This is a genomic window from Phenylobacterium sp. LjRoot97 (genome assembly GCF_964254345.1).
Classification (GTDB): domain Bacteria; phylum Pseudomonadota; class Alphaproteobacteria; order Caulobacterales; family Caulobacteraceae; genus Phenylobacterium.
This window is the reverse complement of the sequence record NZ_CAXUTH020000001.1, coordinates 3634704-3653172: the sequence shown is the minus strand read 5'-3', so window position 1 is coordinate 3653172 and position 18469 is coordinate 3634704. Positions and strand designations below refer to the sequence as shown.

Below are 18469 nucleotides of genomic sequence, written 5' to 3'. Positions count from 1 at the left end.
GTCCGGGCCGGAGTTTGCGTCAGGCGGCGTCGACGAGGACGAGTTCGGAGTCCTCAAGCGCCGTGACGCGGATGGTCGCTTCGTCGCGAATGGCCAGGCCGTCGCGGGCGTTGGCCTTCACGCCGTTGACCTCGATCGAGCCGGTGGCGGGCACGAGGTAGGCGTAGCGGCCTTCGCCGAGCTGGTACTCGGTGGTCTCGCCGGCCTTCAGCGTCGCGCCGGCGACCCGGCCGTCAGCGCGGATCGGCAGAGCGCCTTCGTCGCCGTCGATGCCGCTGGCCAGGGTCACGAACTTTCCCGAGCGGTCGCCCTTGGGGAAGGGCTTGGCGCCCCAGGAGGGCTCGCCGCCGGCCTTGGTCGGCAGGATCCAGATCTGGAACAGCGTCGTGTCTTCGTTCTCGACGTTGTATTCGGCGTGACGGATGCCCGAGCCGGCGCTCATCACCTGCACGTCGCCTGCCTCGGTCCGGCCCTGGTTGCCCAGGCTGTCCTGGTGGGTGATCGCCCCAGTGCGAACGTAGGTGATGATCTCCATGTTCGCGTGCGGATGCGGCGGGAAGCCGGAGTTCGGCGCGATCTTGTCGTCGTTCCAGACGCGCAGGGCGCCCCAGCTCATCCGCTTCGGATCGTGATACTCGGCGAACGAGAAGTGATGCTTGGCGTCGAGCCAGCCGTGGTTGGCGCCGCCGAGGGTGTTGAAGGGTCGAATGTCGATCATCTTCGGTACTCCGGGGGACGGGTCTGCTTGGGCCGTCCGTTCGAGAAAAAGGTAGCGATCCCCAGGATTTTATAAATAGAAACGATGGAAACAGATTGTTTCCAAAAGTGGCATGCCAAAGCTCCCTGACTTCGAAGCCTGGGCGATCTTCGCCCGCGTCGCCGAGATCGGTTCGTTCGCCCGCGCGGCCGACGAGCTCGAGCTCTCCAAGGCCACGGTCTCCAAGGCCGTCTCCCGGCTGGAAGCGCGCCTGGGCGCCAGCCTGTTCCATCGCACCTCGCGGCGGCTGTCGCTGACCGAGAGCGGCCGCAACGCCCTGGAGCGCGCCAACCGCATCCTGGCCGAGGGCGAGGCGGTCGAGGCCGAGACCGCGGCGCAGTCGGTGATCCCGCGCGGCGTGGTGCGGCTGGCCGCGCCGGTGTCGTTCGGCCTGCTGCACATGGCCGACATCCTGCCCGACTTCCTGGCCCGCTATCCGGAGGTGACGCTCGACGTGAACCTGGCCGACCACAAGGTCGACCTGGTGGCCGAGGGCTATGACCTGGCCGTGCGCATCGCCCAGCTGCAGGACTCCTCGCTGCTGGCCCGCAAGCTCTGCGACATGCGGGTGATGCTGGTCGGGGCGCCGCATTACTTCGAGGCGTTCGGCAAGCCGGAGCATCCGCGCGACCTGACCCAGCATCGCTGCTTCACCTATGCGAACGTCGAGACGCCGGACCTGTGGCGGTTCACCAACGCGGCCGGCGAGGAGCAGAGCGTGACGGTGTCGGGCCCGATGCGGGTCAACAGTTCCGAGAGCCTGAGCCCATCGCTGCGGGCGGGGCTGGGGGTGGCGCTGCAGCCGGAGTTCATCTGCTGGCGCGACCTGCAGGACGGGACCCTGGAGACCGCGATGTGCGACTGGCGCCCGCCCAATCCGGCGCTGCATATCGTCAGCCCGCCGGGCCGGCTGCGGCCGGTGCGGGTCAAGGTGCTGATGGACTTCCTGGCCGAGCGGCTGGCGGCGGCCCCCTGGCAGACGGGGCTCTAGGCGCCGGGCGGGAAGGCCTGCGGCTCGCGGTTGAAGCGGCCGAAGGTCGAGAGGCAGCCCTGCCAGATCCCGAGGTGCTGCTTCATCTCGGCGGCGTTGGTGCGGGCGCTGAGCATGGCCCCGTACATGACGTTGGCGCGGCCGTCGTCGGTCAGGTAGCCGCGGCAGGCGACCTGGCTGCGGTTGAAGACGTTGATCTGCGCCAGGGTGGCGCCGCGCCGGTCGAAGGCGGTGGAGAAGGCGACCATCCCGCAGGCCTTGCCGTTCGCATCGCAGTCGACGAACTGCGCCCCGAACTTGCCGCCGGGGGTGGCGACGTCGAGCACGACCACGCCGTTGCCGGCGCCCAGCACGTTGGCCTTGGCGTCCATCGAGGCCAGCAGCCCGACCAGGGCGGCCGGGTCGCGCGCATCGAAGGCGCTGCTCGCCGCGGGCTTGGCCGCGGGCTTGGCGGCCGGCTTGGCCGGTTCGGCGGCGAACGCCGGCGCGGCCATGGCGAGGGCGAGAAAGACGGCGAAGGCGCGCATGCGGGCTTAGCTCCAGCGTGGACGACGAGGGCTAGCGTCTTCCGGCCGTGGGTGACAAGCCGGGGCCTGGGGATTTAAGTGCGACCCATGCGCCGCGTCCTGCCCATCGCCGCCGCCCTGCTGCTGGCCCCGCTTCCGAGCCTGGCGCAGGAGCGTTCGCCCGAGATGCGCCAGACCCTGGCCGAGCTGAGCCGGGTGCTGGGCGAGAGCCACGCGCTGCGCCAGGCCTGCGAAGGCGGCGATGACCAGTACTGGCGCTCGCGGATGAACCGGCTGGTGGAGACCGAGGGCGGCGATCCGGAGGCTGAGAGCCGGCTGAAGGACAATTTCAACGCCGGGTTCGCCGAAGGCCGGCGGCTCTATCGCGGCTGCGACGACAGCACGAGGCGGGCCCAGGAGCTGATGGCGGCGCGCGGGCGCGAGCTGGCGACGACGCTGTCGCATGCGCAGTACCGCAGCGGGGTCGTGCAGCCGACGCCGGAAGAGAGCGTGACGGCGGAGCCTGCGCCGCGTTAGTGTGACCGCCGTTTCTCGGGGAGGTTGTCATGGAATTGACTGCGGTCGTCGTCCTGCTGGTGCTGGCGCTGGTGATCCTGTTCGGGGCCATCAAGATCGTCCCGCAGGGCCGTGAATTCACGGTGGAGCGGTTTGGCCGCTACACGCGCACCCTGGCGCCGGGCATCAGCTTCCTGACCCCGTTCGTCGAGGGGATCGGCCGCAAGGTGAACATGATGGAGCAGGTCCTGGACGTGCCCCAGCAGGAGGTGATCACCAAGGACAACGCCGTGGTGAAGGTCGATGGGATCGTCTTCATCCAGGTGATGGACGCTGCGGCCGCGGCCTATCGGGTCGACAATCTCAACTACGCCATCGCCCAGCTGGCGATGACCAACCTGCGCACCGTGGTCGGCTCCATGGAGCTGGACGAGGTGCTGTCGCAGCGCGACCAGATCAACACCCGCCTGCTGCACGTGATCGACGCCGCCACCGGTCCCTGGGGCGTGAAGGTGGCGCGGATCGAGATCAAGGACCTGATGCCGGGCCCTGACATCACCAACGCCATGGCCCGCCAGATGAAGGCCGAGCGCGAACGCCGCGCGGTGATCACCGAAGCCGACGGCGAGAAGTCGGCTGCGATCGCGAGAGCCGAGGGCGCCAAGCAGGCCGCGATCCTGGAGGCCGAGGGCCGCCGTGAGGCCGCCTATCGCGACGCCGAGGCGCGCGAACGCGAGGCCGAGGCCGAGGCCAAGGCGACGGCGATGGTGTCGGAGGCGATCGCCCGCGGCGACGTCAACGCGATCAACTACTTCGTCGCCCAGAAGTACGTCGAGGCGTTCGCCAAGCTGGCCGAAAGCCCGCAACAGAAGACGGTGATCGTGCCGGCCGAGATGGGCGCCCTGGTCGGCTCGCTGGCCGGGGTCGGCGAGCTGGTGAAGACCATCCGCACCGACGATCCGCCGCGCCGCCCGGCCGCTGCGCCGGCGTCGGCCCCGCCGCGCGCCACGCGCGGCGCGGTCCCGCCGACGGGAGCCTGAACCTATGGGCTCGCTGGCCGAGTTCTACGGCGCGTACGGCTTCTGGCTGTGGGCCGCGGTCGGGGCCGCGGTGCTTGCGATCGAGATCGCCTTCGGCTCCGGCTGGCTGTTGTGGCCGGCCGCCTGCGCGGCGGTGGTCGCGGTGGTCAGCCTGTTCACCCGCAACCCGGTGGTGGAGATCGGCCTGTTCGCGGTGCTGACCATCGTCACCAGCCTGGCCGCGCGGCGGTTCTGGCCGCGCGACCGCACCCCGACCAGGGACATCAACGACAATGTGGCGCGGCTGGTCGGGCACCAGGGCCGGGTCTCGGCGGCCTTCGTGAACGGGGCCGGGCGGGTGCTGATCGACGGCAAGGAATGGGCGGCCGAATCCGAGGACGGCGCGCAGCTGGACCTGGAAGCGATCGTCGAGGTGACCGGCCTCAGCGGCGGCTCGCGGCTCCGGGTGCGGGTCCCGCGCTGACCTCCTCGAGGAAGCGGCGCAGGTTGCGCAGGAAGGGCAGCGCCTGACGGAACTCGCCGTCGGTGAAGCCCTCGCGCAGCAGCTCCATCTTCCACTTCATCTGCTTGAGCACGGCGGCGTGCTGCTCAAGCCCGCCGCGGGTCAGGCGCACGCGCTTCTTGCGCCCGTCGGCGACGTCGCCGAGCACGCTGACCAGGCCCAGCTCGCCCATCTTCTGCAGGATGTTGGTCACCGCGGCCTTGGACAGCAGCATGTCGCGGGCCAGTTCGGCCGGGGTCTGGCCGTCGCCGTTGCGCACAAAGTGCTGCAGCAGTTCGAAATGCGCGTAGGTCATGCCGGCCGGCAGGTGCTGCTGCACCGACTGGCGGATCAGATGCTCGATGACGCCGATCTCGCTGAACACGGCGACGTCCGGACGATCCTGCAGGGTCGGGGCCATGCTTCGGCCTCCTGTTGTTCAAGCCCGAACATGGTTGTCGTTCGGACTTGAACGGTCAAGCCTTGCGAGCTTGCTCCAGACCCTTGCGGGCGAGCGCGTCGGCCCGCTCGTTGAGCTCGTGGCCGGCGTGGCCCTTGACCCAGTTCCAGCTGACGTCCTGGCGCCCGCGCGCCGTATCGAGCCGCCGCCAGAGGTCGTCGTTCTTGACCGGCTTGCCGTCGGCCGTCTTCCAGCCGCGCTTCTTCCAGCCGAAGATCCACTCCGAGATGCCCTTCATGACGTAGGTGCTGTCGGTGTGAAGCTCGACCTTGCAGGGCTTCTTGAGGGCCTCAAGCGCCTGGATGGCGGCCATCAGCTCCATGCGGTTGTTCGTGGTCCCCGGCTCGCCGCCGCAGATCTCCTTGACGTGCGCGCCGGAAATCATCACCGCGCCCCAGCCGCCAGGGCCGGGATTTCCCGAGCAGGCGCCGTCCGTGTAGATCACGACCTGAGGCGTCACGAGGCCTCGCCGAGCAGGACGAGGTCGGGAGCCGAGCGGTGGACCGCCAGCTTGCGCTCGTACTCCAGCGGGTCTTTCGGGCGCACCAGCGCGCCGGCCGGGGTGGCGCGCCAGTCGTGCAGCCGGGTCAGGAAGAAGCGCATGGCCGCGCCGTGCGCCAGCACCGGCAGGGCGGCGCGCTCGGCGGCGCTCAGCGGGCGGTGGGCCTCATAGCCGGCCAGCATGGCGCGGGCGCTGGTGATGTTGAAGCTGCCGTCGGCCTCGAAGCACCAGGCGTTCAGCGCCACGGCGATGTCGTAGGCCAGGAAGTCGTTGCAGGCGAAGTAGAAGTCGATGGTCCCGGCGAACTTGCCGCCCGGATGGAAGAAGACGTTGTCCGGGAAGTAGTCGGCGTGGATCACGCCGCCGGGCAGATCCTGGGGCCAGGCCGCGGCGATGCGCGCCAGGTCGCCGTCGATGACGTCGGCCAGGCCCGGCTTCAGGGCGTCGGCCTGGGCCTTGAGCCCCTCGAACATCGGCGCCCAGGCCGGTTGGCCGAGATCATTGGCGCGGGTCATGGCGAAGCCGTCGGCGGCCAGGTGCAGGCGAGCCAGGCCTTCGCCGGCCTCGCGGCAGTGGGCGGCGCTCGGGCGGCGGACCGACAGGCCCGGCAGGAACGAGAAGATCGCGCAGGGCTTGCCGCGCACGTGCTTCAGCGCCTCGCCGGCCTTGTCGATCATCGGCGTCGCCGAGGGGTAGCCGTGCTGCGCCAGCCAGCGGGTCAGGCCGAGGAAGAACGGCAGCTCGTCCTCGCGCACCCGCTTTTCGTAGACGGTGAGGATGAACTTGCCGGCCTCGGTCTCGAGCAGGAAGTTCGAGTTCTCGACGCCTTCGGCGATGCCCTTGAACGACACGGGGGCGCCGAGGTCGAAGTCGGAGAGGAGGGCGTTCAGCTCCTCGTCGGTGATGTCGGTGTAAACGGCCATGCTGGCGCGGAAGTGCGGGAGCGCGGGCCGCGCGTCAAGCGTCCGCTGTCAGCTTGCGCGGCAGCTTGAAGCTGACCGTCTCGCGCACGGTGTCGACTTCCTCGACCGTGACGTCGAAGGCTTCGCCCAGGCGATCGATCAGGCCCTGGACCAGCAGCTCCGGCGCCGAGGCACCGGCGGTGACGCCGACCGTCGACACGCCGTCGAGCCAGGCCAGGTCCAGGCCGCGGGCGTCGTCGATGAGATAGGCGCCCTTGGCCCCCGAGCGCTTGCCGACCTCGACCAGCCGCACGGAATTGGAGGAGTTGGCCGAGCCGAGCACCAGCAGCACCTCGGCGCGGGCCGAGATCGCCTTCACCGCCTCCTGGCGGTTGGTGGTGGCGTAGCAGATGTCTTCCTTGTGCGGGGCGGCGATGTCCGGGAACCGCTCGCGCAGGGCCGCGACGATCTCGGCGGTGTCGTCGACCGACAGGGTGGTCTGGGTGGCGAAGGCGACATTGGCCGGGTCGATCGGATTGAAGGCGCGGGCGTCCTCGACCGTCTCGATCAACTGCACCACGCCCTCGGGCAGTTGGCCCATGGTGCCGACCACCTCCGGATGGCCGGCGTGGCCGATCAGCACGATCTCCTTGCCGGCGTCGTAGTGGCGCTGGGCCTCGACGTGGACCTTGGAGACCAGCGGGCAGGTGGCGTCGAGATAGAGCATCTGGCGGCCCTTGGCCTCAGCCGGCACCGACTTGGGCACTCCGTGGGCGGAGAACACCACTGGGCGGTCGGTCGGGCACTCCGAGAGCTCCTCGACGAACACCGCGCCGAGATTCTTGAGCCGCTCGACCACGTGGCGGTTGTGGACGATCTCGTGGCGCACATAGACCGGAGCCCCATACTTCTCGATGGCGCGCTCGACGATCTGGATGGCGCGATCGACGCCGGCGCAGAAGCCGCGCGGCGTGGCCAGCAGGACCGTCAGCGGGGGGCGAGGGCGGGGCTCTTGCAACATGGCCGCAAGTTAGGCGTTCAGGGCCGTGTCCGCCAGCCGCGTTGCGGCCTCAATCGATAGCCATTACTAGGGACGATGTACGCACCGCCCCCAGAGGCGGCGCGCCCCTCTGGCTTTTGGACGACCTTGATGCGCCGCTCCCTGATGCTGCTTGCCGCCGGCCTGATTCTGGCCGGGACCACGGTTCCCGAGCTGGCGCTCGCCCAACGCCGCGGCAACGATGAACAGCGCCAGCAGGAAGAGGCCTCCAAGAAGCGCAAGCGCGATTCGGAATGGAGCGACGTCCAGGCCCCGCTGCCGCAACTGCGCAACGCCGGCCCGTGCCCCTATGTGAAGGTGCTCTACGACGCGGCCCGCTATGTCGAGTTCAAGGACGCCCGCGAGGCGTCCTCGGCGGTCGGCTTCTCGGGCGAGATCCAGGGCATCTCGGCCGGCTGCCAGTACAAGGACGAAGAGCCGATCCGCGTGACGATGGAAATCCTCTTCGAGCTGGGCAAGGGCCCGCAGGCCGAAGGGGCGTCGAAGAATTACCGCTACTGGGTGGCGGTGACCCAGCGCGGCCAGTCGGTGATCGCCAAGGAATACTTCGACCTGCCGATCAATTTCCCGGCCGGCCAGGATCGCGTCTACGCCACCGAAACCATCAACCAGATCACCATTCCGCGCGCCACCATGACCACCAGCGGCGCGAACTTCGAAGTGCTGGTCGGTTTCGACGTCACGCCGCAGATGGCGGCCTTCAACCGCGAGGGTAAGCGTTTCCGGCTGAACGCCGGCGCCGCCGTCGCCGGGAACACCAACGAAAACAAATGAGCGACCTGAAAAGGGGCCTGAGCGAAGCGGTCGCCGCCGCCTTCGCCGCGGCGGGACTGCCGGCCGAACTCGGCCGGGTGACTCCGTCTGACCGGCCCGACCTGGCGGACTTCCAATGCAATGGGGCGCTGCCCGCGGCCAAGGTCGCCAAGCGCGACCCGCGTGAGATCGCCGCCGAGGTGGTGGCCAATCTGGCCGGCGATCCGCGCCTGGCCTCGGTCGAGGCCGCGGGCCTCGGCTTCATCAACATGCGCGTCAGCGACAGCGCCCTGTCGGCGCGCGCCGCCGAGATCGCCGCCGACCCGCGCCTGGGCGCGCAGGCGGTGGAGACCGTGCGCAAGGTGATGATCGACTACGGCGGCCCGAACGTGGCCAAGCCGATGCACGTCGGCCACCTGCGCTCGTCGATCATCGGCGAATCGCTGAAGCGCATCTACCGGTTCCGCGGCGACACGGTGCTGGGCGACGCCCACTTCGGCGACTGGGGCTACCAGATGGGCCTGCTGATCGGCGCGGTCACCGACGAGGACGCGCAGATCGCCAAGGTGGTCGAAGATCTCAACGCCAAGGGCGCGGCCAGCGACGCCGACGAGGCCGCCGCCTTCGCCCTGTTCGACGAGAAGGTCAGCTTGGCCGACCTCGACCGGCTCTATCCGCTGGCCGCCGCGCGTGGGAAGACCGAGCCGGACTACCGCGACCGGGCCCGCAAGCTGACCGCCGAACTGCAGGCGCGCCGCGCCGGCTACTTCCTGCTGTGGCGGCACTTCGCGAAGGTGACCAAGGTCGCCCTGGAGCGCGACTTCCACGCCCTGGGCGTCGACTTCGACCTCTGGAAGGGCGAGAGCGACGTCGACGAGCTGATCAAGCCGATGGTCGAGGACCTGGAGGCCAAGGGTCTGCTGGTCGAGGACCAAGGCGCGCGCATCGTGCATGTCGCCGGCCCGAACGAGACCAAGAAGAAGAAGCTTCCGGACGGCTCGGTGGTCGTGGTCCCGAGCCCCGATCCGCTGCTGGTGGTCTCCTCGGAAGGCTCGGCCATGTACGGCACGACCGACCTGGCGACGATTCTCGACCGCAAGCAGACCTTCGGCCCCGACCACGTGCTCTACGCCGTGGACCAGCGCCAGGCCGACCACTTCGAGATCGTGTTCCGTGCCGCCTACCTGGCCGGATACGCCGAGAAGGGCAGCCTGGAGCACGTCGGCTTCGGCACCATGAACGGGACCGACGGCAAGCCGTTCAAGACCCGCGAAGGCGGCGTTCTGAAGCTGAACGACATGATCGTCATGACCCGCGACAAGGCGCGCGAGCGCCTGCACGAGGCGGGCCTGGGCGCCGAGCTCGATCCCGACACCTTCGAGGACACCGCCCACAAGGTGGCCGTCGCGGCCCTGAAGTTCGCCGATCTGCAGAACTTCCGCGGCACGTCCTACGTGTTCGACCTGGACCGCTTCTCGAGCTTCGAAGGCAAGACCGGGCCGTACCTGCTGTACCAGGCGGTGCGGGTGAAGTCGGTGCTGCGCAAGGCGCAGGCCGAGGGCGCCGAGCCGGGGCCGATCGTGGTCGCCGAGCCGGCCGAACGCGACCTGGTGCTGCTGCTCGACGCCTACGACCAGGCGCTGATCGACGCCTACGACAAGAAGGCCCCGAACTTCGTCGCCGAGCACGCCTACAAGCTGGCCCAGGCGTTCTCGAAGTTCTACGCCGCCTGCCCGATCCTCAGCGCCGAACCGGCGGTGAAGGCTTCGCGCCTGGCGCTGGCGCAGACCACCCTGCGCCAGCTCGAGCAGGCGCTGGACCTGCTGGGCATCGCCGCGACCGACCGGATGTAGGACGCCTCGCCTGGGGCGCTCAGCCGTCCCAGGCCTGCACCGTCACCTGGTTGCGGATCCGGCCGTGGTCGAGGTCGAGCATCGCCGTGCAGAACACCTTGGTCCCGTCCGGATAGGCGCAGGATTCGCTGAACGCCATGTGCGTGTCGTCGGCGACGGCCGATTCCAGCCTATGGGTCATCGCCCGGCCGCAGACGTCCTCGTAGTAGCGGGCGATCTGGTCCTTGCCGCGCAGCTCCAGCGGCGCGCTAGGCGTGTGGTCGCGGTCGATGATCTGGATGACCGCATCGTCGACATAGAAGCCGATCAGGGCCGAGGCGTCCCGGCCTTCGAGCGCGTGTTTCAGAGTCTTGGGGGTGATCGAGGGCATGGCGCCGCCTCCGCCAGACGGGTCCCGCGGCCAAGGCGGTCGCTGCTATGCCTGGCGGCGGAAACCTACCACGCGGGGGCCTGTCCCGCGACGCCCGCGCGCAGATCGTCACAAGCGCTCGCCTCGCCGCGCGTGGCGCATTGACTCCCATTCGGCGATCGAAGAGTTATGCGGCGACTCTCGCGGGAGAGATCGGGCCTTTCGGGGTCCGGAGCCGAAGGCGCAACCGCCCCGGAAACGCTCAGGCAAAAGGACCGCGCGAGCTGATGAACGCTGGAAAGTAGCGCCGGGAAACCGACGCTCGCCGAAGGAGCAAGGGACCGCCTGGTCCTGAAATCTCTCAGGCTCAGGGACAGCGGGGGCGCGAACGTCGCGAGGGCTTGGCCCTGACGCGCGCTCGCGATGTCATCAGCCGGAGTCCGCCGTGTCCGAGAACTTGAAGACCACCCCGCTCAACGCCGCGCACATCGCCGCGGGCGCCCGCATGGTGCCGTTCGCCGGCTATTCCATGCCGGTGCAGTACAAGGACGGGGTGCTGAAGGAGCACCTCTGGACCCGCGCGAACGCCGGCCTGTTCGACGTCTCGCACATGGGTCAGGCGCGACTGCGCGGGGTCTCGCCGCTGTCGGCCTTCGAGGAGGTCACGCCCGGCGACTTCATCGGCCTGAAGCCGGGCAAGCAGCGCTACTCGGTGCTGCTGAACAAGAAGGGCGGCATCATCGACGACCTGATGGCCGCGCGTCCCGATGACGACGGCCTGTTCGTCATCGTCAACGGCGCCTGCAAGGACAACGACTTCAAGGTCATCGACGACGAGCTGGCCGGCCAGGTGCGCATCGAGCGCCTGGAGGACCGCGCGCTGCTGGCGCTGCAGGGTCCGAAGGCGGCCGCGGTGCTGGCCGCGCACGCGCCGGACGCGGCGGGCATGGTGTTCATGGACGCCCGGGCGATGACCGCCTTCGGGACCGACGCCATCGTCTCGCGCTCGGGCTACACCGGCGAGGACGGCTACGAGATCTCGATCCCGGCCTCGGAGGCCGAGCGGGTCTGGAACACCCTGCTGGCCGACGAGCGCGTGAAGCCGATCGGCCTGGGCGCGCGCGACAGCCTGCGCCTGGAAGCCGGCCTGCCGCTCTATGGCCACGACGTCGACGAAAGCGTCAGCCCGGTCGAGGCCGACCTGGCGTTCTCGGTCTCCAAGAAGCGCCGCGACGCCCGCGACTTTCCGGGCGCGGCGCGCATCGCCAAGGAACTGGTCGAAGGCGTCAGCCGCAAGCGCGTGGGTTTCGTCGTGCTGGAAGGCGCGCCGGCCCGCGAGGGCGCGGAGATCGCCGACGAGGCCGGAAATGTGATCGGCGTCGTCACGTCGGGCGGGTTCTCGCCGAGCCTGGGCAAGCCGATCGGCATGGGCTTCGTGCCGCCGACCCACGCCGACGTCGGTTCGAAGCTGAAAGTCATCGTTCGGGGCAAGGCTCAGGCCGCAGAGGTCGTCGCCATGCCCTTCGTTCCCCATCGCTACGTTCGCAAGCTCTGAGAGAGGGCCTTCCCAATGCGTTTCACCAAGGATCACGAGTGGGTCGTCGTCGAGGGCGACGTGGCCACCATCGGCATCACCGCCTACGCCGCTGAGCAGCTGGGCGACGTCGTCTTCGTCGAAGTTCCGGAAGCGGGCAAGACCGTGAAGGCTGGCGACAACCTGGCCGTGGTCGAGAGCGTCAAGGCCGCCTCGGACGTCTACGCTCCGGTCTCGGGCGAGGTCGTCGAGGGCAACGCCGCGCTGGGCGACGCGCCGGAAACGGTCAACGACCAGCCGGAAGGCCTGGGCTGGTTCGCCAAGGTCAAGCTGGCGAACCCGGCCGAGGTCGAGGCGCTGATGGACCGCGACGCCTACGAAGCCTTCCTGGGCACGCTGTAATCAACACCGCCGACCCCGGCGAAGTCCGGGGTCCAAGCCGACGCGCCGCTCGCAGGAGCGGGGAGTGACGACACCATGAGATACCTGCCCCTTTCCCCGGCCGACCGCGCGCAGATGCTGGCGACCATCGGCGCCGGGTCGATCGATGACCTGTTCGTCGACGTGCCGCAGGCGGCCCGCAAGGCCGAGCTGTTCGACCTGCCGCTGCACGCGGGCGAGCTGGAGGTCGAGCGCGAGCTGGCCGGCCTGGCGGCGATGAACCGTCCGGCCGGGGCAGGGCCGTTCTTCTGCGGGGCGGGGGCGTACAAGCACCATGTCCCGGCGACCGTGGATCACATCATCCAGCGCTCGGAATTCCTGACCAGCTACACGCCCTACCAGCCGGAAATCGCGCAGGGCACGCTGCAGGTGCTGTTCGAGTTCCAGACCCAGGTCGCGGCCCTGACCGGGCTCGAGGTGGCCAACGCCTCGATGTACGACGGCTCCACGGCCTGCGCCGAGGCGGTGATGATGGCCCAGCGCGTCACCCGCCGGAAAAAGGCGGTGCTGTCGGGCGGCCTGCACCCGCACTATGCGGCGACGACCCAGACCATCGCCCATGCCGAGGGCATGGACATCGTGCGCAAGGCCGCGGCGATCGACGCCGAGGCCGCGGTGCTGGACGCCATCGATGCCGACACCGCCGCGGTGGTCGTGCAAACCCCGAACGTCTTCGGCGTCGTCACCGACGTGACCAAGATCGCGCAGGCGGCGCATGCGGCCGGCGCGCTGCTGATCGTGGTGACGACGGAAGCGGTCTCCTACGGCCTGCTGAAGTCGCCGGGCGAGATGGGCGCCGACATCGCCGTGGCCGAGGGCCAGTCGATCGGCAACGGCCTGAACTTCGGCGGTCCCTATGTCGGCCTCTTCGCGTGTCGCGAAAAGCTGGTCCGCCAGATGCCGGGCCGGCTGTGCGGCGAGACGCTCGACGCCGAGGGGCGCCGCGGCTTCGTGCTGACGCTCTCGACCCGTGAGCAGCACATCCGCCGCGAGAAGGCGACGTCGAACATCTGCACCAACTCGGGGCTCTGCGCCCTGGCCTTCACCATCCACCTGTCGCTGTTGGGCGAAACGGGCCTGCGCCAGCTGGCCGCCCTGAACCACGCCAAGGCGCGCGAGCTGCGTGACGCCCTGGCCGCCGTGCCGGGCGTGACGGTGCTGACCCCGCGGTTCTTCAACGAGTTCGCCATCCGCCTGAACGGCGACGCGGCCGCCGCCGTCGACGCCCTGCTGGCCGACGGCGTCGTCGCCGGCGTGCCGTTCTCGCGGCTCGACCCGGGCGCCGGCATGGACGACGTCCTGCTGGTCGCCGCGACCGAGACCACCACCACCCAGGACATCCAGACCTTCGCCCAGGCGCTCGCCGCGAGGACCGCGTAATGACCATGCAGAACGTTGGACGTCCGACCCGTCCGGAAGGCGCCGCCGAATCGACCGGCCACACCTCGCTGACCGGCGGCCGCGGCCTGCTGCAGGACGAGGCGCTGATCTTCGAACTGGGCGGCTGGGATAAGACCGGCGTCGACCTGGCGCCGGCCGCGCAGGACGCGTCGGACCTGGGCGACCTGGTGCGGGCCGCGCCGATCGGCCTGCCGGGCTTGTCGGAACCCGAGGCGATGCGCCACTACGTGCGCCTCAGCCAAAAGAACCACGCCATCGACTTGGCGCTCTATCCGCTCGGCTCGTGCACGATGAAGCACAACCCGCGCCTGAACGAGAAGATGGCCCGGCTGGCCGGCTTCGCCGACCTGCATCCGCTGGCCCCGCAGGCCACCGTGCAGGGCGCGCTGGCGCTGATGGATCGCCTGGCCCACTGGCTGAAGACCCTGACCGGGATGCCGGCGGTGGCGCTGTCGCCGAAGGCCGGCGCCCACGGCGAGCTCTGCGGCCTGCTGGCCATCAAGGCTGCGCATGAGGCGAACGGGCAGGGGCATCGCCGCACCGTGCTGGTGCCCACCTCGGCCCACGGCACCAACCCGGCCACGGCCGCCTTCGTCGGCTATTCGGTCGTCGAGATCGCCCAGACCGACGACGGCCGCGTCGACACCGCCGACCTCGCGGCCAAGCTGTCGCCCGACGTGGCGGCGATCATGGTCACCAATCCCAACACCTGCGGCCTGTTCGAGCGCGACATCCTGGAGATCTCGCGCCTGACCCACGAGGCCGGGGCCTACTTCTACTGCGACGGCGCCAACTTCAACGCCATCGTCGGCCGGGTGCGCCCGGGCGACCTGGGCGTCGACGCCATGCACATCAACCTGCACAAGACCTTTTCGACGCCGCACGGCGGCGGCGGGCCGGGCGCCGGTCCGGTGGTGCTGTCGGCGGCGCTGGCCGCCCACGCGCCGGCCCCCTGGGTGGTGTCGGGCGAGGACGGCTTCAGGCTGGTCGAGGAGACCATCGAGGAGGCCGCCCAGGGCTTTGGCCGCATGAGCGCCTTCCACGGCCAGATGGGCATGTTCGTCCGCGCCTACGCCTACATGGTCAGCCATGGGACCGACGGCCTGCGGCAGGTGGCCGAGGACGCGGTTCTGAACGCCAACTACATCAAGGCGAGGCTGTCGCCGGTGATGAGCCCGGCCTTCCCAGAGGGGCCGTGCATGCACGAGGCGCTGTTCGACGACGCCTGGCTGGACGGCACCGGGGTGACCACGCTCGACTTCGCCAAGGCGATGATCGACGAGGGCTTCCACCCGATGACCATGTACTTCCCGCTGGTCGTCCACGGGGCGATGCTGATCGAGCCGACCGAAACCGAGCCGAAGCACGAGCTGGACCGGTTCTGCGAGGCGCTGATCGCCCTGGCGCACGCGGCCAAGGCCGGCGACGCCGAGCGCTTCAAGGGCGCGCCCTACCTGGCCCCGCTGCGCCGCCTGGACGAGACCCTGGCCGCCCGCAAGCCGCGTCTGACGTGGCGGTCGGAGGCTCAAGGTGTGTCCCCGGCGCCGCTCGCGGCTGAATAGCCACAAGTGGACGAAATTTAACCGCAGGGTCGCCTTTACGAGTCCTAGATACGTTCTCATATCGGCAGGACGCCCGACCGCTGGTCCTCCCCAGTTCGGCGCGCGGGCTCAATCCAGGTTTTGAACGTGTCACTCGCCATGCCCAGCGTGCGCGGCAATCGCGCCACCGACGACGTCACCCGCGATCTCGCGGGTCGAGTCGTGCGCTTTGGCCTGGTCGTCGTCGGCGGGCTGATCGTGGTCGCCGGCATCCTGATCGCGCCCTTGCCGGGCCCGGGCGGGATCCCGGTGATCGTCGTCGGGCTGATGGTGATCCTGCGGAATTCGTTCAAGGCGCGGCGGCAGTTCGTCCGCCTGCATCACGCGCACCCGCGGGTGATCTCACCCATCCGGCGGCTGCTGCGGCGGGACCCGCAAATCCTGAAGATGTCCTGGCATCAGGCTTTGAAGATCGAGCGTCTTCTGGCGCCGAAGGGCCTTCGCTTCATGGTTCGCAGCCGGCGCCTTTTCAGACGCCGGCGCTAAACCGTTAGTTCCTACTGGAGCTTGGAGCCCAGCTGGCTGATCGCACGGTCGACCAGCGGATCAGTCTTCGCGCCCGAGAGGCGCTTGGTCAGCACCACCTCGGCGGCCTGAGCCGCCAGGTCGGCGGCGGCGGCCTTCACCTCGGCCGCGGCTTGCGCCTCGGCGTTGGCGATCTTGCGCTCGGCGAGTTGCTGACGGCGAGCCAGGCTCTCCTCCAGCTTCGCCTTGGCTTCGGCCTCGTAGCGACGGGCCTCTTCCTGGGCGGCGGCCAGCATGTCCTTGGCTTGCGCCTCGGCTTCGGCGCGCTCGGCCTTCAGTTGGGTCAGCAGGCGCTGGGCTTCCTCGCGGATGCGGGCCGCTTCGTCCAGGTCGCCCTGGATCTTGGCGGTCTTGGCGTCCAGCGCAGCGTTGATGGCCTTCGGGGCCTTGGCCACGAAGATCACGATGCCGAAGAAGATCAGCAGACCGACGCCGACCCAGAACTCCGCGTTGGCGGGATTAAGGAAAGCAGGCATCAGGCGGCTCCTTGAACGCGGGCGGCGAGCGCCGCGTCGATCTCGGCCGCAGTCACCTTCTGACCGGTCAGCTTCTCGACCATGGCCTGGGCCGTCTCGCCAGCGATGCCGCGGACGTTGGACATGGCTTGGTCGCGCAGGCCGCGGATGCGGGCCTCGGCCTCATCCATCTGAGCCTGAAGACGTTCGTCTTCGGCCTTCTGGCTGGTGGCCAGTTCGGCGGCGGCCTTGGCCTTGGCTTCGACGGCGAGGCTGCGCGCGCGAGCACGGGCTTCGTCGATCTCGGCCTGGGCGGCCTTGGCTTGCGCCTCGGCTTCAGCCTGAACGCTGCGGGCTTGGGTCACCGCGTCGGCGATGGTCGCCGCGCGGGTGTCCTGGATCGAGCGGAGCCGCGGAATGAAGACCTTGGCCAGCAGGATGTAGAGGACAGCGAAGATGAGGAAGAGCCAGACGATCTGGCCGCCCCAATGTTCGAATTCGAACTGGGGCAGGCCACCTCCGCTCTCGCCGCCGCCGTGGGCGGCGACTTCCGTCGTGCCGGCCGGAGCGTGAGCCCCGTGATCGGCGGCGACGGCCTCGTGGGATGTGGTCTCGGCGGCCATAAGGCTTAGGCGTCCTTATAAACGCAGGTCAGGGCGCGACGATGACGACGCGCCCCTCGGGACCTGCGGATCTGGCTTTAGGAGAACAGGATGAGCAGGCCGAGCACGAAGGCCAGAATGCCCAGAGCTTCGGTCAGAGCCGCGCCGAGGATGAGGTTGGTGAACTGACCGCCGGCGGCCGACGGGTTGCGCGTGGCGCCCGCCAGGAAGTGGCCGAAGATGGTGCCCACGCCGATGCCGGCGCCGATCATGCCCAGGGTAGCGAGGCCAGCGCCGATGAACTTAGCGGCTTCAGCGTCCATAGTTTTCAGTCCCGTTTGAAAGTTGAAGAGGGTTGTTGAGTGCGACGGCCGATCAGTGGTGATGGCCGAGGTTGACCACGTCGTTGAGATAGACGCAGGCCAGAACCGCGAAGACGAACGCCTGCAGGAAGGCGACCAGGAACTCGAGGGCCGTCAGAGCGACGACGCCGCCCAGCGAGAGAGCCGCCGCCACATAGGCGAGGGAGGCGACGCCGCCGGTGGCGGCCAGAGCGCCCAGCGAGATGATGAAGCCGGCGAAGACCTTCATGGCCACGTGGCCGCCCAGCATGTTGCCGAACAGACGAAGGGCGAGGGTCACCGGACGCAGCAGGAAGGACAGGATCTCGATCGGGGTGACCAGGATCAGCATGTACCAGGGGATGCCCGACGGGACGAACAGCTTGTACATGTTCGCGCCGTTGCGCAGCACGCCGTAGATGATGACGATCAGCATGGTCATCACCGCCAGCGAGGCGGTCACCGCCAGCTGCGAGGTGGCCGTGAAGACCAGGAACATGCCCAGCATGTTCATCATCAGGATGAACATGAACAGGGTCAGGATGTAGGGGAAGAACTTGCGCCCTTCGTGGCCGATGATCCCGGTGACGAGATCGTCGATGTAGCTGAACATCCCCTCGCCGATGACCTGCAACCGGCCCGGCACGACGGCGGCCTTGGCGGTGGTCACGGCGAAGAACAGGATCACCAGGGTGGCGGCCGCCAGCATGGCGACAGTCGAATTGGTGATCGACATATCGATCGCGCCGACGCCCGGCAGAGTGAACGAAGGCAGATCCACGACCTTGTGGATCTCGAACTGATGCATCGGGTCGGCCATGCCGCCTCGAACTCCCTCAATCGTCCTCGTCGTCGGGGGGGAGGTCCTTAACGGGTCCCCACTCCCTCGCCGCTTCGGCGCTCATGCGCTGGGCCGAACGAACGGCCATCCAAATAGAAACCCCGAAGCCCACCAGGACTCCGATGATCATCCCCCAAGGCGCCGTCTTCAGAACGACGTCCGCCCCAGCTCCGAAGCCCAGTCCGACAAAGACACCGCCTATCAGCACGCCCATGAGGCGATAGCCGTAGCCGGCGGCCTTGGAACCGTAGTCGCGCACGACCGGGGTAGTGCGCTGTTCCAGCGCCGCAGCCCTTTCGTCGAGGCGCTTAATGGCCTCGTCGCGCGAATTGTCCGGATGCGGCATGCGTCGGGCGGCCTTTTGGAACCACGACGTCGCCCGCCGCGGCCGGGGCTTCAAGTCGCGCGGAACCTATAGGCGCGGGTGCGGTGCGTCAAGGCTGGGGTTGTGTGATTTAGCGCGTTGTAATTGCTTGGGAAAATGGCGTCGCGACAACTCGTCCACCGCCCGCGGCGCTCGTCTGCCGGGAACTGAGGTTGGCTACGGCGCAGATTCCC

At 68.9% G+C, this 18469-nt stretch carries 23 protein-coding genes and 1 riboswitch; of the genes, 11 read left to right on the top strand and 12 right to left on the bottom strand.

The genetic code is table 11. The annotated features are described in order from the left end of the window. Nucleotides 1-19: 19 nt before the first annotated feature. Nucleotides 20-718 carry a pirin family protein gene (locus ACSQ2H_RS18050; protein ID WP_436062763.1) on the bottom strand — a complete coding sequence of 233 codons (699 nt, stop codon included), beginning with the start codon at nt 716-718 and terminating at the stop codon, nt 20-22. A gap of 112 nt (nt 719-830) precedes the next feature. Between ACSQ2H_RS18050 and ACSQ2H_RS18045 the strand changes: the two genes are divergently transcribed. Beyond that, on the top strand, nt 831-1748 hold the full coding sequence (locus ACSQ2H_RS18045; RefSeq protein ID WP_436062762.1) for a LysR family transcriptional regulator: 918 nt from the start codon (nt 831-833) through the stop codon (nt 1746-1748). Here ACSQ2H_RS18045 and ACSQ2H_RS18040 read toward each other — a convergent pair. Beyond that, entirely contained in the window at nt 1745-2275 is a 531-nt protein-coding gene (locus ACSQ2H_RS18040) for a hypothetical protein (protein WP_436062761.1), read from the bottom strand. The two genes, ACSQ2H_RS18045 and ACSQ2H_RS18040, sit on opposite strands and share 4 nt — an antisense overlap. Nucleotides 2276-2362: 87 nt before the next feature. Between ACSQ2H_RS18040 and ACSQ2H_RS18035 the strand changes: the two genes are divergently transcribed. Genes ACSQ2H_RS18035 through ACSQ2H_RS18025 form a run of 3 tightly spaced genes read left to right on the top strand, consistent with a single transcriptional unit; the run spans nt 2363 to nt 4273 of the window. Further along, nucleotides 2363-2791, top strand: coding sequence for a TIGR02301 family protein (locus ACSQ2H_RS18035; protein WP_436062760.1), 429 nt, complete (start codon nt 2363-2365; stop codon nt 2789-2791). A gap of 29 nt (nt 2792-2820) precedes the next feature. Then, entirely contained in the window at nt 2821-3810 is a 990-nt protein-coding gene (locus ACSQ2H_RS18030; RefSeq protein ID WP_436062759.1) for an SPFH domain-containing protein, read from the top strand. Nucleotides 3811-3814: 4 nt separating this feature from the next. Beyond that, the gene (locus tag ACSQ2H_RS18025; protein ID WP_436062758.1) at nt 3815-4273 is read left to right on the top strand and encodes an NfeD family protein; all 459 of its coding nucleotides are present in this window, start codon (nt 3815-3817) and stop codon (nt 4271-4273) included. Here the strand turns inward: ACSQ2H_RS18025 and ACSQ2H_RS18020 are convergent. Genes ACSQ2H_RS18020 through ispH form a run of 4 tightly spaced genes read right to left on the bottom strand, consistent with a single transcriptional unit; the run spans nt 4233 to nt 7176 of the window. Further along, nucleotides 4233-4712 (bottom strand): MarR family winged helix-turn-helix transcriptional regulator, encoded by a 480-nt coding sequence (locus ACSQ2H_RS18020; protein WP_436062757.1) that lies wholly within the window; start codon nt 4710-4712, stop codon nt 4233-4235. The genes ACSQ2H_RS18025 and ACSQ2H_RS18020 overlap by 41 nt on opposite strands. 55 nt (nt 4713-4767) lie before the next feature. Beyond that, nucleotides 4768-5211 carry a ribonuclease HI gene (gene rnhA, locus ACSQ2H_RS18015; RefSeq protein WP_436062756.1) on the bottom strand — a complete coding sequence of 148 codons (444 nt, stop codon included), beginning with the start codon at nt 5209-5211 and terminating at the stop codon, nt 4768-4770. Further along, nucleotides 5208-6176, bottom strand: a complete 969-nt coding sequence (gene thrB, locus ACSQ2H_RS18010) for a homoserine kinase (RefSeq protein WP_436062755.1) — start codon at nt 6174-6176, stop codon at nt 5208-5210. Before thrB ends, rnhA begins: the two co-directional genes overlap by 4 nt. Nucleotides 6177-6210: 34 nt before the next feature. Beyond that, nucleotides 6211-7176, bottom strand: coding sequence for a 4-hydroxy-3-methylbut-2-enyl diphosphate reductase (ispH, locus tag ACSQ2H_RS18005; RefSeq protein WP_436062754.1), 966 nt, complete (start codon nt 7174-7176; stop codon nt 6211-6213). 129 nt (nt 7177-7305) lie between these two features. On the opposite strand from ispH, the gene ACSQ2H_RS18000 reads away from it, so the two are divergent. Both ACSQ2H_RS18000 and argS read left to right on the top strand, forming a co-directional pair. After that, on the top strand, nt 7306-7989 hold the full coding sequence (locus tag ACSQ2H_RS18000; protein ID WP_436062753.1) for a Tat pathway signal sequence domain protein: 684 nt from the start codon (nt 7306-7308) through the stop codon (nt 7987-7989). After that, on the top strand, nt 7986-9821 hold the full coding sequence (argS, locus tag ACSQ2H_RS17995) for an arginine--tRNA ligase (RefSeq protein ID WP_436062752.1): 1836 nt from the start codon (nt 7986-7988) through the stop codon (nt 9819-9821). The genes ACSQ2H_RS18000 and argS overlap by 4 nt, the downstream gene beginning before the upstream one ends. A gap of 19 nt (nt 9822-9840) precedes the next feature. Here the strand turns inward: argS and ACSQ2H_RS17990 are convergent, their stop codons facing one another. After that, complete coding sequence (locus ACSQ2H_RS17990; protein ID WP_436062751.1) at nt 9841-10191, bottom strand: nuclear transport factor 2 family protein; 351 nt, start codon at nt 10189-10191, stop codon at nt 9841-9843. Nucleotides 10192-10364: 173 nt separating this feature from the next. Then, a riboswitch (glycine riboswitch) is annotated at nt 10365-10458 on the top strand. A gap of 157 nt (nt 10459-10615) precedes the next feature. On the opposite strand from ACSQ2H_RS17990, the gene gcvT reads away from it, so the two are divergent. From gcvT to ACSQ2H_RS17965, 5 genes are all read left to right on the top strand, one after another. After that, a complete protein-coding gene (gene gcvT / locus ACSQ2H_RS17985) occupies nt 10616-11725 on the top strand; it encodes a glycine cleavage system aminomethyltransferase GcvT (protein ID WP_436062750.1) in 1110 nt (369 codons plus the stop codon). Between the two features lie 15 nt (nt 11726-11740). Then, entirely contained in the window at nt 11741-12106 is a 366-nt protein-coding gene (gene gcvH / locus ACSQ2H_RS17980) for a glycine cleavage system protein GcvH (RefSeq protein WP_183772044.1), read from the top strand. A 75-nt stretch (nt 12107-12181) separates the two neighbouring features. Further along, nucleotides 12182-13525, top strand: a complete 1344-nt coding sequence (gcvPA, locus tag ACSQ2H_RS17975) for an aminomethyl-transferring glycine dehydrogenase subunit GcvPA (protein WP_436062749.1) — start codon at nt 12182-12184, stop codon at nt 13523-13525. Beyond that, nucleotides 13525-15108, top strand: a complete 1584-nt coding sequence (gcvPB, locus tag ACSQ2H_RS17970; protein ID WP_436062748.1) for an aminomethyl-transferring glycine dehydrogenase subunit GcvPB — start codon at nt 13525-13527, stop codon at nt 15106-15108. Before gcvPA ends, gcvPB begins: the two co-directional genes overlap by 1 nt. Before the next feature lie 126 nt (nt 15109-15234). Continuing rightward, nucleotides 15235-15633, top strand: coding sequence for a PGPGW domain-containing protein (locus ACSQ2H_RS17965; protein WP_436062747.1), 399 nt, complete (start codon nt 15235-15237; stop codon nt 15631-15633). Between the two features lie 11 nt (nt 15634-15644). On the opposite strand, the gene ACSQ2H_RS17960 is transcribed toward ACSQ2H_RS17965, so the two are convergent. The 5 genes from ACSQ2H_RS17960 to ACSQ2H_RS17940 form a co-directional block, all read right to left on the bottom strand. Further along, nucleotides 15645-16148 (bottom strand): F0F1 ATP synthase subunit B, encoded by a 504-nt coding sequence (locus ACSQ2H_RS17960; protein ID WP_436062746.1) that lies wholly within the window; start codon nt 16146-16148, stop codon nt 15645-15647. Further along, nucleotides 16148-16750, bottom strand: a complete 603-nt coding sequence (locus ACSQ2H_RS17955) for a F0F1 ATP synthase subunit B family protein (RefSeq protein ID WP_436062745.1) — start codon at nt 16748-16750, stop codon at nt 16148-16150. Before ACSQ2H_RS17955 ends, ACSQ2H_RS17960 begins: the two co-directional genes overlap by 1 nt. Before the next feature lie 77 nt (nt 16751-16827). Beyond that, nucleotides 16828-17052: a F0F1 ATP synthase subunit C gene (locus ACSQ2H_RS17950; RefSeq protein WP_183772054.1), complete on the bottom strand. Its 225-nt coding sequence runs from the start codon at nt 17050-17052 to the stop codon at nt 16828-16830. Between the two features lie 52 nt (nt 17053-17104). Further along, nucleotides 17105-17890: a F0F1 ATP synthase subunit A gene (locus tag ACSQ2H_RS17945; protein WP_183772056.1), complete on the bottom strand. Its 786-nt coding sequence runs from the start codon at nt 17888-17890 to the stop codon at nt 17105-17107. A 16-nt stretch (nt 17891-17906) separates the two neighbouring features. Beyond that, the gene (locus ACSQ2H_RS17940) at nt 17907-18257 is read right to left on the bottom strand and encodes an AtpZ/AtpI family protein (RefSeq protein WP_436062744.1); all 351 of its coding nucleotides are present in this window, start codon (nt 18255-18257) and stop codon (nt 17907-17909) included. Between the last annotated feature and the right edge of the window lie 212 nt (nt 18258-18469).

What these genes read in the sequence shown, in the direction of transcription:
- ACSQ2H_RS18050 (WP_436062763.1), bottom strand. Translation starts at nt 718, where the DNA reads ATGATCGACATTCGACCCTTCAACACCCTCGGCGGCGCCAACCACGGC.
- ACSQ2H_RS18045 (WP_436062762.1), top strand. Translation starts at nt 831, where the DNA reads ATGCCAAAGCTCCCTGACTTCGAAGCCTGGGCGATCTTCGCCCGCGTC.
- ACSQ2H_RS18040 (WP_436062761.1), bottom strand. Translation starts at nt 2,275, where the DNA reads ATGCGCGCCTTCGCCGTCTTTCTCGCCCTCGCCATGGCCGCGCCGGCG.
- ACSQ2H_RS18035 (WP_436062760.1), top strand. Translation starts at nt 2,363, where the DNA reads ATGCGCCGCGTCCTGCCCATCGCCGCCGCCCTGCTGCTGGCCCCGCTT.
- ACSQ2H_RS18030 (WP_436062759.1), top strand. Translation starts at nt 2,821, where the DNA reads ATGGAATTGACTGCGGTCGTCGTCCTGCTGGTGCTGGCGCTGGTGATC.
- ACSQ2H_RS18025 (WP_436062758.1), top strand. Translation starts at nt 3,815, where the DNA reads ATGGGCTCGCTGGCCGAGTTCTACGGCGCGTACGGCTTCTGGCTGTGG.
- ACSQ2H_RS18020 (WP_436062757.1), bottom strand. Translation starts at nt 4,712, where the DNA reads ATGGCCCCGACCCTGCAGGATCGTCCGGACGTCGCCGTGTTCAGCGAG.
- thrB (WP_436062755.1), bottom strand. Translation starts at nt 6,176, where the DNA reads ATGGCCGTTTACACCGACATCACCGACGAGGAGCTGAACGCCCTCCTC.
- ispH (WP_436062754.1), bottom strand. Translation starts at nt 7,176, where the DNA reads ATGTTGCAAGAGCCCCGCCCTCGCCCCCCGCTGACGGTCCTGCTGGCC.
- ACSQ2H_RS18000 (WP_436062753.1), top strand. Translation starts at nt 7,306, where the DNA reads ATGCGCCGCTCCCTGATGCTGCTTGCCGCCGGCCTGATTCTGGCCGGG.
- argS (WP_436062752.1), top strand. Translation starts at nt 7,986, where the DNA reads ATGAGCGACCTGAAAAGGGGCCTGAGCGAAGCGGTCGCCGCCGCCTTC.
- ACSQ2H_RS17990 (WP_436062751.1), bottom strand. Translation starts at nt 10,191, where the DNA reads ATGCCCTCGATCACCCCCAAGACTCTGAAACACGCGCTCGAAGGCCGG.
- gcvH (WP_183772044.1), top strand. Translation starts at nt 11,741, where the DNA reads ATGCGTTTCACCAAGGATCACGAGTGGGTCGTCGTCGAGGGCGACGTG.
- gcvPA (WP_436062749.1), top strand. Translation starts at nt 12,182, where the DNA reads ATGAGATACCTGCCCCTTTCCCCGGCCGACCGCGCGCAGATGCTGGCG.
- gcvPB (WP_436062748.1), top strand. Translation starts at nt 13,525, where the DNA reads ATGACCATGCAGAACGTTGGACGTCCGACCCGTCCGGAAGGCGCCGCC.
- ACSQ2H_RS17960 (WP_436062746.1), bottom strand. Translation starts at nt 16,148, where the DNA reads ATGCCTGCTTTCCTTAATCCCGCCAACGCGGAGTTCTGGGTCGGCGTC.
- ACSQ2H_RS17955 (WP_436062745.1), bottom strand. Translation starts at nt 16,750, where the DNA reads ATGGCCGCCGAGACCACATCCCACGAGGCCGTCGCCGCCGATCACGGG.
- ACSQ2H_RS17950 (WP_183772054.1), bottom strand. Translation starts at nt 17,052, where the DNA reads ATGGACGCTGAAGCCGCTAAGTTCATCGGCGCTGGCCTCGCTACCCTG.
- ACSQ2H_RS17945 (WP_183772056.1), bottom strand. Translation starts at nt 17,890, where the DNA reads ATGGCCGACCCGATGCATCAGTTCGAGATCCACAAGGTCGTGGATCTG.
- ACSQ2H_RS17940 (WP_436062744.1), bottom strand. Translation starts at nt 18,257, where the DNA reads ATGCCGCATCCGGACAATTCGCGCGACGAGGCCATTAAGCGCCTCGAC.